The organism is Methylobacterium sp. P1-11 (genome assembly GCF_008329595.1).
In the GTDB taxonomy this organism is placed as follows: domain Bacteria; phylum Pseudomonadota; class Alphaproteobacteria; order Rhizobiales; family Beijerinckiaceae; genus Methylobacterium.
In genome coordinates this window covers 35,566-47,718 of sequence record NZ_NPKS01000012.1, presented here as the reverse complement: position 1 = coordinate 47,718, position 12,153 = coordinate 35,566, and the positions used below count along the sequence as shown (strand labels likewise).

Here is a 12,153-nt window from a genome sequence, read left to right as displayed (position 1 = left end):
GTACGGCAACCCACGCCCAGGGCGCAAGCGCCGTCGGAGCCCCGTGTCGGCGGCGACGGTTGCGCCCCGTCCGTCAACACGCTCTCTGGGGGCCCGATGCGGCGCCGTTTCGTCCAGTCCTTCGCGCGCCTCGCCCTGCTCGGCCTTGCGGCAACCGGTCTGTCCGGCTGCATCGGCGAGGAGCTGCGTCACGGCTATCAGGTCGATCAGGCGGCACTCGCCACGATCAAACCCGGCATGAGCCCCGAGCAGGTGCTGCAGATCCTCGGCACGCCCTCGACCGTGTCCACCGTGGGGAACAAGTCCTGGTACTACATCTCGCAGAACACCCGCCGCACGATCATGTTCCTGGGTGAGCAGGTCGAGGACCAGAAGGTGACGGCGGTCTATTTCTCGTCCGCCTTCAAGGTCGAGCGGGTGGCGCTCTACGGCCTGCAGGACGGCCGGATCTTCGACTTCATCGAGCGCACGACGCCGACGAGCGGCGCCGACCGCGCCTTCCTGAGCCAGCTGTTCCGCGGCCTGACCCGCTACGAGCCATTCGGCAGCGGCAGCGGCACCAGCGTCGTGCCGGGCGCAAATCGCGGCCTGTGATCGGCCGCGCCCGCCACGAGGCGGGCGATCTCCCCTGGCTCCGAGAACAGGTGCTCGGGACCGAGGGACGCGAGGGCCTGCGGGTCGGTGTAGCCCCAGGCCACGGCCCCGAATGGACAGCCGAGGGCGCGCGCCGCCTCGAGGTCGCGGATCTCGTCGCCGATGCAGAGAGCCCGGCCCGGCGGCACGCCGGTCCGCGCGAGCAGGGCCCGCAACCGACGCGCCTTCCCGAAGATCGAGGCCCCGCAGGCATAGGCGCCGATGCGGGCGGCATTGTCCGGCCCGAGCACCCGCCGCACCGTCTCGGCGCGGTTCGACGACAGGATCGCCAGCGGGACGCCTCCCTCCGCGATCGCGGCGAGCATCGCCGGGATACCGGGAAACAGGGCGATCTGCGCGGCGTCGCGCGCGGCCAGCGTGTGCATGTGGCGGGCGATGAGCGGCAGCTTCCAGCGCGGGATGCCGAGATGGGCGACGATCGCCCGCGCGCCCTGAAGCCGCAGTTCCTCGACCTCGTGGGCTTCGACCCGGCGGAAACGGTAGCGGTCGGCGACGCCGTTCAGCACCGAGCAGAACCACGCGAAGCTGTCGGCCAGCGTACCGTCGAAATCGAGGACGACGAGCCCTGGTCCGGGCGCGCCCGGCGGCCGGGCCATGTCAGGTCCGCAGGTTCTCGAGCGGGACGCTGAGCCGCATCAGGAGACCACCCGGCGCCCAATCGTGCTCCAGCACGCCGTCGAGCTGGCCGGCAACGCTGCGCTCCGCCAGCACCGTGCCGAAGCCCTTCCGGGACGGCGCGCCGGTGACCTGCGGGCCCCCCTCCTCTCGCCAGGTCAGCATGTAGCGGCCCGCCTCCCGGATCCCGCTCAGCGAGACGCCGCCCGCGCGCGTCGAGAGGCCGCCATACTTGACCGCGTTGGTGGCCTGCTCGTGCATGATCAGCGCGAGGGCCGTGGCGGTGCGCTCGCCGATCTCGGCATCGTCGCCACTGATCATCACGCGCGAGCGGCCGTCCTCATCGTAGGCGGCCATGATCAGGCGCATCAGCCCGAGCACCGTCTGGCCGGCGACCGGCGGGGCGCTGTCGGGAGAATGCGGACGGACATATTCGTGGGCCCGGGCCAGCGCCCCGAGCCGCTCGCGGAACGCCGCCACGAACGGCTTGGCCGCGGGATCGCTCCGGGCGGTCAGGGCGGCGAGGCCGCCCACCACCGCGAAGATGTTCTTGATCCGGTGCGACAGCTCGCGGATCAGCAGGTCGCGGGCCTCCTCGGCGCGCTTCGCCTCGCGCAGGTCGCGGGTCACGGTGGCGTAGCCGATCTCCGCCCCGGTCGGGTCGCGCACCGGGAAGATGTTGTAGAGCACCGATACGGGCTCGCCGGTGACGAAGTGCCGGAAGGCGAGTTCGCCCTCCCAGAAGCCCTCCCGACGTACCGCCGGCATCACGGTCTCGGCCAGCACCCGCCGGCTATCGTCGGTGAAGAAATCGTGAACCTTGCATGCGCACGCGGCGGCGAGATCGGGCAGGCCGACCAGGGTCAGCGCCGCCTCGTTGAGATGCGTGATCGCGCCCTCGAGGGTGGAGAGTCCGATGAAATCCTTGGAGGTCTCGACGATCACCGCGAGCTTGCGGGCCTCGGCCTCGGCGCGCTTCAGATCGTCGATGTCGGTACAGGTCCCGAACCAGCGCTCGATTCGCCCCTCGGCGTCCCGGATCGGCATGGCGCGCCCGAGGGTCCAGCGATAGTCGCCGCTGTGATGGCGCAGGCGATACTCGATCTCGTAGGGCTCGCCGGTCGCGAGGCAGCGGCGCCAGCGCGTCCAGGCCCGCTCCTGATCCTCGGGATGGAACACCCCGTTCCAGCCCTCGCCGTCGGTGGAGCCGTAAGGGACGCCGGTGAACTCGTACCAGCGGTCGTTGTAATAGTCGTGGAAACCGTCCGGCCGGGTGGTCCAGACCATCTGCGGCATCGCGGCGGTCATCACGCGGAAGCGGCGCTCGCTCGCGGCGAGCTCGGCCTCGCGTGCGGCGACCTTCGCCAGCGTCCGGCGATGCTCCAGCAGGCTCGAGATCTGCCGCGCCAGCGCCAGTAGCGTCGCTGTTTGCTCCGGATCGAGCCCGTCGGGCCGCGGGACGCGGTCCAGCACGCACAACGCGCCGAGCGGGATGCCGTAGCTGCCCCGGATCACCGCGCCCGCGTAGAAGCGGAAGGCCGGCGCCCCGGTCACCAGGGGATTTTCCGTGGTCCGCGGATCTGCCGTCAGATCCGGGATGATGAGCAGATCGCCGGCCTCGATCGTGTAGGCGCAGACTGAGCAGGTGATCGGCAGCTCGCGTTTGCCGAGGCCCACCTCCGACTTGAACCATTGCCGCTCGGCATCCACCAGGCTGACCAGCGCGACTGGCGCTCGGCAGACATAGGCGGCGACCCGCACGAGATCGTCGTAGAGCGGCTCCGGCTCGGAATCGAGGATCGCGAGGTCGCGCAGTTCCGCGATCCGGTCCGCGGCGCTCCAGCGCCCGTCGGTCGGTCCGGCTTCCGCGAGCGTGTGAGGTGCAGGCACATCCATGGTCCTGCCTTCACATAGGCGCGCGACGGTCCGCTGCCTAGGGACCGCCACGCTTTGCCGCCGCGCCTGTCCGGAGCGCGGCGGCGAAACCTGGCCGCGACGCCTCAGGCGGCGCGGGACTCGGTCAGGGTCGGGTAGTCGATGTAACCCTCCGGGCCCTGGCTGTACCAAGTCGCAGCGTCGTCCTTGTTGAGCGGTGCCCCCTTGGCGATCCGCTCGACGAGGTCCGGATTGGCGATGAAGGTCCGGCCGAACGCGATCGCGTCGGCCTCGCCGGCATCCAGCACCTTCTGGCCGCTGATCCCGTCGTAATCGGCGTTCAGGATCATCGGGTTGCGGAACACGCGCCGCATCGCCGGCGCGATCGGCGGGTGATCGGCCTTGCCGAAGGTGCCGTTCGGTCCCGGCTCGCGCATCTCGAGGAAGGCGATCCCGGCATCGGCGAGCGCCTGGGCGGCAGCCACGAACAGCGGCTCCGGATTCGAATCGTTGCAGCCCTGGATCGCGCCGTTCGGCGAGAGACGCACGCCGGTGCGCTCCGGCCCGACGACCTTGGCCACCGCCTCGGTCACCTCGCGCAGCAGCCGCACGCGGTTCTCGATGGAGCCGCCGTACTGGTCGGTGCGATGGTTGGTGCCGTCGCGGAGGAACTCGTCGATCAGGTAGCCGTTCGCCGCATGGATCTGCACGCCGTCGAAGCCGGCCGCCACGGCATTGGCGGTGGCCCGTTCGTAATCGGCGAGCAGCCGCGGGATCTCGGACACCTCGAGGGCGCGCGCCTCGCCGTAGGGCTTCTTGCCGGAATAGGTGTGGGCCTGGTCGGGCGCCGTGGTGGCGGAGGACGAGACCGGCTTGGCGCCGCCGAGGAAATCCGGATGGACCATCCGGCCCATGTGCCAGATCTGGCAGACGATCTTGCCGCCCCGGTCGTGCACCGCTTTCACGATCGGTCGCCACGCATCGACCTGGGCATCGGACCAGATGCCCGGCGCGTAGGGCCAGCCGAGCCCCTCCTGGCTGATGCCGGTCGCCTCGGTAAGGATCAAGCCGGCGCCGGCGCGCTGGGCGTAATACTCGGCCATGATCGGGGTCGGAACGTGCTCGCGGGTGCCGCGGCCGCGGGTGAGCGGGGCCATGAAGATCCGGTTCTTCGCCTCGATGGCGCCGATGCGGATCGGGTCGAGCAGGGACGGCATGGGTTACCTCGTGCAGGTGCGGCGCAGGCCGCGTCCGGTTTTATTCCGGCGCCGAGGTGGCGCTGCGGCACCGCGATGCCAAGGTGCTGCGCCGCGGGACTGACCGGCGCGTGCGGGGGCGCACACAGCGAGCCGCGCAGGGCCGCGCATCTTCTCGGTGAGCGCACAGGCGACGATCGACACTGGGCTGAGACGAGCGAGGCTTCCGGGTCTTTCCACAGGCGTCGGTTGCGGCTGATCCCGGCGAAGAACCGGGCAACGCCCGCCGACGTGGATGCACGGCAAGGCCGACCTGATCGAGCGGCTTGCGCGCGCTCTCGAGGGCAATGATCGTGGCGGCCGCCGGCCCGTCACCAGCGTAGCGGCCACTCAACCCCGCGCGGGACGCCTGCCGGACGCGCTCTGAGACAGACATTTCAGGTGAGGCACCAATGGCGCACGTCATTCTCCTCGGTGACTCCGTCTTCGACAATGCGGCCTATGTCGGCGTGGGGCCCGAGGTCGTGCAGCAGCTTCGCTCGGCGCTGCCCGATTCATGGCAGGCGACGCGCCTCGCCCTCGATGGGAACGTCACGGCGGATGTCCGCCGTCAACTTGGAGGCATCCCGCCCGACACCACCCACCTTGTGGTGAGTGTCGGGGGCAACGATGCGCTGCGTGCGTCCGGTGTGCTCGAACGGACCGCCCGTTCGGTGGCCGACGCCCTGGGCCTTCTGGCCGAGGTGCGGGAGCGCTTCCAGGCCGAGTACGCGGCCATGCTGGATGCGGTCCGGTCGGTGGCACGGCCAACGGCCCTCTGCACGATCTACGATCCGCGCTACCCGGATCCGCAGCGCAGGCTGCTGGCGAGCACGGCGCTCACCTTGCTCAACGACGTCATCACGCGCGAGGCGTTCGCCCGCGGCCTCGACATCCTTGATCTGCGTGTTCTCTGCAGCGAGAACGCCGACTTTGCCAATCCGATTGAGCCATCGGTACAGGGCGGGCGCAAGATCGCCGAAGCCATCCGCGCCTTCGTTCAAGCGCAACCCGAGCAGCGCGACAGCAGGGTATTTGCCCGCGTGCGACAGGGATGAGGCGGTCTTGTCCGACGCAATTCACCGGCTCGAGGGGCGATCCGCACGCCCTCGGTCGCGCCGCGTCGGGCTGGCATCCGCCGAAAGGCCGGATGGGGCTGTACGTGGCCCAGACCGGGCGCACGGGGCGAGCACCCCGTAGGCGCAGGCCGACCGCGATCAGCCTGGGTCGATAGCTCGACTGGCGAGGAGGCGGAAGTACCGGCCAGCCTCACTCAGGCGCTGTGCTTGTCGATCAGGTCGGCGGTCACGCGGATATACGGAGTATCAGGATCGGCCAGCTTCGTCAGATTGCCCGTATTGTCGAAGACGACCGGCTGGCGCCTGCTTTTCAGAATCTTGGTCAGTTCGGCGATCCTGTCGGGAGGTCTGGATGCAGTCTTCCGCAGGCGCGATGCAAATCGACTGGCTAGCTCAACTCTGCTCCTGAGTCCCGATGGAGAAGTCCTGATCAGGAGGCTGCTCCCCAGGTACGCCCCACCATGATAAGGAACCATACTGCCGCGATGCACGGCTTCATCGGGATCGCTCGTTACGGATGGACGATCAGGAGCCACGGACGGCGGATGCGCGGGCGCCAGCCGAGGAAATCGTCCGCAGCACGCTCGCGATCCTGGCGGCCGACGTGGTGGGCTACTCGCGACTGACCGAGATCGCCGAAGAGGACACGCACACGCGGCTCCGCGCGCTCAGGGTTCGCACGATCGATCCCTGTGTCGTCTCTTTCCGTGGCCACATCGTCAAGAACACCGGCGATGGCTTGATCGCGTCCTTCGACTCGCCGCTCGACGCGGTCGCGTGCGCGATGCAACTGCAGGACGAGGTCGCCGCCACGGAGCGCGCCCAGTCAAGCGAGCGCAAGATCAGGTTCCGGATCGGCGTCAACGTCGCCTCCACGATCATCGATTCCGGCGACGTGTTCGGCCGCGGCGTCAATATTGCGGCGCGCTTGCAGGAAATGGCGCCGGCGGACGGCATCATCATCTCCAAGCCCGTCTTCGACTCGATCGCGCCACGCGCGAAGATCAAGGCGATCGATCTCGGTCCGGTCCACCTCAAAAACATGGCGATACCGGTGCGGGCTTATTCGGTGCTGGGGAGCCAGCCCGAATCCGATCCAGCGGCGCGACCGCTGCGTCGGCGGAAGGCCAAGGTCCCGTCGATCGCAGTGCTGCCCTTCCATACCGATGGGCAGGCGATCGGCTCGGACTACATCGGGATGGGGCTGGCCAACGACCTCATCGTGGCGCTGCAAAGCGTGCGCGGGTTGCTGGTCATCGCGCGCAGCTCCACCCTGCCGTATCAGGGCCGTAGCATCGACCGCCGGCGGGTCAGCCGCGAACTGGGTGTGCGCTACGTGCTCAGCGGGTCCGTGGCGGTGAACAGGGGGAAGCTGCGGATCAACGCCAGCCTCGCCGATCAGGAGACCGGTGCGGTCATCTGGGCCGACCGTTACGACGGATCGACCTCCGACATCTTCGCAATGCAGAGCCGCATCGCCACTCGCATCTTGTGGAGCATCGCCCCCCATGTCCGCGAGGCCGAGCTGAAGCGCGCGCTTCGTAAGCGCTCCGAGAACCGGAACGCCTACGAACTCGTGCTGCAGGCTGTCGACACGATGTACCTCATGCGCAGTCCTGAGTTTCCGAAAGCCCGTGAACTTCTGCAGGACGCCATGCGGGCCGACGAGACCTACGCGACGTCCTTCGCGTACGCCGCTCTGTGGCACATCCACAACGTGGCGCAGGGCTGGGCCACGGACGTAGCCTCCGAGGCCGAGGAGGCGACACGCCTCGCGGTCGCCGCTGTCGAGCGCGACCCGGCAGACGGGTTCGCGCTCGCAGTCCACGGTCACACCCAGGCGCTCTTCTTCCGCGAATACGACAAGGCGATGCTGATCTTCGAGCGCGCCCTTGAAGCCTCGCCCGGCAACGCGATGGCCTGGACCCTCAGTAGTGGCGTTTACGGCTATGTCGGACAGGGAGACGCGGCCGTCAGCCGTGCGGAGCAAGGGCTGCGCCTCTCTCCGGTCGACGTGCAATCCTATTTTTACCTTATGTTCCTGGGGCAGGCACATTATCTTAATAAAAACTACGAAGAGGCGCTCGTATGGTCTCAGAGGACCTACACTCTTAATCAAAGGCTCAGCGCAAATTTGAGAATACTTGCGGCAACGCTGGTTGCCCTAGATCGAATTCCGGAAGCCAAACGCGTCGCGCAAGCAATCCTCTCAATTCAGCCAGATTTCCGCCTGAAAGCTTATTCCGCCAGATGCCCCTTTTCACGAATGCTGTTAGAAGAATTTATAGATAGGCTGGAGAGGGCCGGGCTGCCGCAATAGGGGCGGCAGTCTGCGCCATGGCGGATTGGGGAGCGGGCGATGGGAGGCAACTGGTTCGACGCGCTGGGCGGCAACTGGAATAGTCCTATGGGCGGCAACTGGGCCGACACCGCGACGTCTCCCGGTCCGCAGGTCTTCGCCATGCGTGCTGACCGTCCGCTCGCGGAGATCCCGGTTCCGGCCAATCTCACCGCCAAATTTCGGGCCTCCGATTGGGATCCTGACCTGCTCGCGCTCGCCATCATGCCGCAATTCATTAAGGCAAAGGTGGGCACCAAGACCTGGGATGCCGCGATTGCGCTGCCGGGGCCGGCCGCCATCACCCAGGCGATGATCGACGATCTGTTGATCCTGGCGATCACCGAGCGCCCGGACGCACTCTCGGAGATCGTCCAGCAGAACCAAAACTTCCAGACCTCCTGGCTGCAGCTGCTGAACATCAGCAGGGCCTCGCATCCGCAGACCTATTTGCTGATGAAGCTGATCGCGCGTTGCGGCGAGCTGGCGATGATGATGCTGAAGCTGCGCAACCCAACACGGCCGCGGCCATCCCAGGTTTGCCCGATGCTCTACCCGCCGGTTCCGGTGCCGGGTCACGCTTCCTATCCGGCCGGTCACGCTCTGATCGGGAGCTTTACCTCCGCCTGCCTGGCGGAACTTGTTCCGGCCCACGCCCAGGCCCTGGAGGCGCTGGCCGCGCGGGTTGGCTTCAACCGCGTCATTGCGGGCCTGCACTTCCGTCAGGACGTCGATGTCGGCCTCCAGGTGGGCCAGCAGCTGAAGCCCTTCATCAAGCAGTGCCAGCTCTACAAGGACACGCTGGTGGCTGCACAGGCGGAATGGGTCTGACCATGCACCGCCGAGGCGGACATCGCTTCGGCAGCGCCTGATCGCGCGGCGAAGAATGGAGGCGTCCGTGGCGCGCAATGTACCGCAATCCGGATTCCGTCGCGTTCTCTGGGAAAGGCCGCGCGATCCGGCCCTGGTGCGGACCGCCGAAAGTCTGACCGCGCGCGAGGCACCCAACCGCTGGCTCAGCGCGCATCGGGTCCCGGATGGGGTGAAGCTCGACGGTGATTTCGGGGCGATCCCGATCGGCGCGGGAGCGCCCGCGCGGGAGATCTCTCCCATGGCCTTCGACTCACGCCGGTCGGATCGGTTCCTGGTGCGCGCCACCATCCCCGTGCCTGCCTCCGGAGAGATTCCCGCCACGCTCGATGGGGGTGCGATCTATTCAGATGCCGAGATCGGCACGACCCTGACCTGCGGCAGCAGCCGTGCGGCCGGGACCGCGGCGGATGTGCGGACGCGGCTCGACACGGGTGTGCTTGCCCGGAACGGCCTCGACGGCACGGGCGTGGCGATCGCCATCGTGGATGTTGGGGTCTCCCTGGCGCGGCTGAGCGCGCGGCTCGGCACGCCGCCGCTCCTCGACGCCGACCAGTCCTGGTCGCCCCCGGCCATCGTCTCCGTACCCGGCATGCACCGGGTCGGGCACGGGACGATGTGCGCCTTTGACGCGCTGATTGCGGCGCCGAAGGCCACCCTGCTGGACATCCCGGCACTCACCGCCCGCGCGGCTGGCGATCACACGGCTGCGGGGACGGTCGGAGCGGCCATCCAGGCCTACTGGTTCCTGATCACTCGCTGGGTGCTCGACGGGCCGCCCGCCGGGCACGACGCGCTCGTCGTGAGCAACAGCTGGGGCATCTACCACCCGAGCCTCGACTTTCCTGAAGGTCATCCCGGCCGCTACGTCGACAACCCGAACCATCCGTTCCGGTCGTTCGTGCGCGCCCTGACGCTCGCCGGAATCGACGTCGTGTTCGCGGGCTCGAATTGTGGGCCCGAATGCCCCGCAGCTCCGTGCCTCAAGCGGGCGACGGGTGCGATCATGGGGGGCAACGCCTATCCGGAGGTGCTCACCCTTGCCGCCTGCACGGTCGCTGGGGAGCGGCTCGGCTATTCCGCCAAGGGACCGTCGATCGCCGGGATGATGCCGCAGAAACCGGACCTGACGGCCTACAGCCATTTCCTGGGCTCGCTCAGCCGGAGCCGGTTCGTGCCCGATGGGGGAACCTCAGCGGCCTGCGCGGTCGCGGCCGGCTGTGTCGCGGCCCTTCGTACGGGCGCGAAGCCGACGGCCACCACGGCCGCGTCGATGGTGCAGACCCTGCGCGCGACCGCCCTGCAATCCGGACCTGCAGGATGGAACGCGGAGTTCGGCTACGGCGTCCTGCGGCCCGTCGAAGCCGGCCGCAGCCTGGGGCTGATCCCTTGATGCCCGTGGCCGCGGGCCGGGCATGAGAACTCTGCCGCAGCGAATGACATGCGTGACTGATCCGTCTCACACGATCGGATACAGGGCACAGCTGTTCCCATGGCCGGTTGGCCGACGTCTGGGAGGCTTCGAGCACCACCGCGGCCTGAACCCGTCGGGATCCGGGTCGATGCAATTTAAACGGCCTGCCCCATGATCGTTCGCGGGCAGAGCAGAAGGAGTCGTATCAAGGACGCTTGACGGCATGTCTCCGTCTTATCGAACATGCTGCGCAGGTGAGCGCGTGCCGTGTTCAGCGTGATCCCTCGATGGATCGCACAGGCGGCCAGGTCGTTTCCGGCGAGCATCTCGAGGGCGAGCGCGGCTTCGGTGTGGGTGAATCCGAACTGTGCCCGCAGCGCGCTCTCGCTCGGCAGCAGAGCAGTCGCAGGATTGATCAGTCGCAGAAGCACAGATGTCTCTAAGATCGAATTGTTCTTGAACGGAATTGCGCTCGCGGCGATCAGCAACGTATCGCAGCCGGAGACGAGACGAAGCGAGCCACCGCAATTCTTGACTGCGCAGTCGTCGATCATCTTGCGGAGCGCCATGCTGCCGCTCGACGAATTCGCACGCAAATATCCGTCTAGAAGGCGCAAATGAGTGCCGTCCAGAATCTGTTTGGCAGCAGCATTGAGGAACAGCGCCCGCCCGCACTTGTCGACAACCGCCAACCCCTCCTCGAACTGATCAACGAAGGTGCGAAGCGCGCCCTCGACAGCGTCCGGGTTTGGAGATCCGTATTGGCGACCGCTGGCCATGCCTTTCCAATTCGAGAGGGCGTGGGCCGGATCCTTGAGCGCCGGCGACGACAGGTCGGGCCTGAAAGGCTTCTGGTCTGGGGCAGTTTGCATGAGCAGCCTCTCATCAGGCTTAGGGCGAAGCACCTCGTGGGAGCGGAGATTGTAAAGTTGATCGGCTCGCAGCACGTGTGACGGTCATCACACGGGTAGAGGCCCCGGCATCGCCGCGGATCCGCACGCTCTGCGTCTTACAGCGAGCGACATCGCGGACGCCCCGACAGCGGCGCGCTTCGATCGCCGCTCGACGACGCCGCCGCCCAGAGCATCAGATCATCGACCGTTTCTCCGGGCCTTCCGATCCGAGCGCGCTGCCGGGGCCCAGCGTGCGAGATACCCTTTTACAGCATTCAGCCGTCGCGCTATCGTGTGCATGCCGCTCACGAACCCCGAATACGGTATCTTTCATCAGCGGCATGCATCGGATGCGGCGGAATATGCGAGATCCTGAACGCTACGGATTTTCGCCGCGCAGCGATTCGATGCTGTGCTTCGGGCAACCGAGCAGGAGCCCGGCGCGTGCGGTCCGGTAAAGCCGGCTCGATTGTCGATAAGCGTGCCGTGCTGTCGCGGCACAAGCTGTTCTGGGAGGCTCCGCAAGCGGTCCTCGACCGGCTCGCACTCCGCGCGCAGCCTCTCACATTCCGCTGCGGTCAGCGCATCTTCTGCCGGGGAGACGAGAGCCATGGGCTGCTTGCTGTCGTCAGCGGCCACGTCCGAATCTCGGCGCCCGGTCCAGAGGGCCGGTCGGAACTGGTGATGAATCTCATTGGCCCGGACGAGGTTTTCGGTGAGATCGCTTTGCTCGATGATGGGCCCCGGACGGCCGACGCGATCGCGGCGACCCGCTGTTGCCTGCTGCTGCTCGAACGGCGCGACCTGCTGCCTCTTTTCGATGACTTCCCCGTTCTGGCAGTCCGATTGCTCGCAATCCTGAGCGGACGACTGCGCCGGACAAGCCAGCAATTAACGGATCAAGCCTTCGCAGGCGCAGAACAGCGTCTGGCCAAGGTGCTGATCACGCTGGCCGGTGGCTCGGACCGGGATGGCACTCGTGTCCTGACCACCCAACGCGAACTCGGGCATATGGTCGGTCTCTCGCGAGAGGGCACCAACCGGCATCTCTCAGCTTGGCAGCGGAAGGGTTATATCTCTCTGGTGCCGGGCGCCTGCACGATCTACGACCACAAAGCCTTGCGGAAGATCGCGCAAGGCCATACGGCAAGCGAGATCTGACTCGCATGGCACCCGATTT

At 67.4% G+C, this 12,153-nt stretch carries 10 protein-coding genes and 1 pseudogene; 6 read left to right on the top strand and 5 right to left on the bottom strand.

The features are described from left to right. The first annotated feature begins 96 nt into the window (after positions 1-96). Positions 97-594 carry an outer membrane protein assembly factor BamE gene (gene bamE, locus CIW48_RS13815; RefSeq protein WP_091777857.1) on the top strand — a complete coding sequence of 166 codons (498 nt, stop codon included), beginning with the start codon at positions 97-99 and terminating at the stop codon, positions 592-594. Here the strand turns inward: bamE and CIW48_RS13810 are convergent. The 4 genes and pseudogenes from CIW48_RS13810 to CIW48_RS13795 form a co-directional block, all read right to left on the bottom strand. After that, positions 531-1,250, bottom strand: a complete 720-nt coding sequence (locus CIW48_RS13810) for an HAD hydrolase-like protein (RefSeq protein ID WP_149311295.1) — start codon at positions 1,248-1,250, stop codon at positions 531-533. The genes bamE and CIW48_RS13810 overlap by 64 nt on opposite strands. Position 1,251: 1 nt before the next feature. Beyond that, complete coding sequence (locus CIW48_RS13805) at positions 1,252-3,165, bottom strand: PAS domain S-box protein (protein WP_149311294.1); 1,914 nt, start codon at positions 3,163-3,165, stop codon at positions 1,252-1,254. Positions 3,166-3,269: 104 nt separating this feature from the next. After that, a complete protein-coding gene (locus tag CIW48_RS13800; protein WP_149311293.1) occupies positions 3,270-4,361 on the bottom strand; it encodes an alkene reductase in 1,092 nt (363 codons plus the stop codon). A gap of 182 nt (positions 4,362-4,543) precedes the next feature. Beyond that, positions 4,544-4,722, bottom strand: a pseudogene (locus tag CIW48_RS13795) (IS5/IS1182 family transposase); the annotation flags it as partial. 70 nt (positions 4,723-4,792) lie between these two features. On the opposite strand from CIW48_RS13795, the gene CIW48_RS13790 reads away from it, so the two are divergent. From CIW48_RS13790 to CIW48_RS13775, 4 genes are all read left to right on the top strand, one after another. Then, on the top strand, positions 4,793-5,437 hold the full coding sequence (locus CIW48_RS13790; protein WP_149311292.1) for an SGNH/GDSL hydrolase family protein: 645 nt from the start codon (positions 4,793-4,795) through the stop codon (positions 5,435-5,437). A gap of 538 nt (positions 5,438-5,975) precedes the next feature. After that, positions 5,976-7,778 (top strand): adenylate/guanylate cyclase domain-containing protein, encoded by a 1,803-nt coding sequence (locus tag CIW48_RS13785; protein ID WP_149311291.1) that lies wholly within the window; start codon positions 5,976-5,978, stop codon positions 7,776-7,778. A gap of 87 nt (positions 7,779-7,865) precedes the next feature. Continuing rightward, positions 7,866-8,627 (top strand): phosphatase PAP2 family protein, encoded by a 762-nt coding sequence (locus CIW48_RS13780; protein WP_246695242.1) that lies wholly within the window; start codon positions 7,866-7,868, stop codon positions 8,625-8,627. 67 nt (positions 8,628-8,694) lie between these two features. Then, the gene (locus CIW48_RS13775; RefSeq protein WP_149311289.1) at positions 8,695-10,059 is read left to right on the top strand and encodes a S8 family serine peptidase; all 1,365 of its coding nucleotides are present in this window, start codon (positions 8,695-8,697) and stop codon (positions 10,057-10,059) included. A gap of 176 nt (positions 10,060-10,235) precedes the next feature. On the opposite strand, the gene CIW48_RS13770 is transcribed toward CIW48_RS13775, so the two are convergent. Beyond that, positions 10,236-10,952: a helix-turn-helix transcriptional regulator gene (locus CIW48_RS13770; protein ID WP_149311288.1), complete on the bottom strand. Its 717-nt coding sequence runs from the start codon at positions 10,950-10,952 to the stop codon at positions 10,236-10,238. A 465-nt stretch (positions 10,953-11,417) separates the two neighbouring features. On the opposite strand from CIW48_RS13770, the gene CIW48_RS13765 reads away from it, so the two are divergent. Then, positions 11,418-12,134, top strand: coding sequence for a Crp/Fnr family transcriptional regulator (locus tag CIW48_RS13765; RefSeq protein WP_149311287.1), 717 nt, complete (start codon positions 11,418-11,420; stop codon positions 12,132-12,134). Positions 12,135-12,153 lie beyond the last annotated feature (19 nt).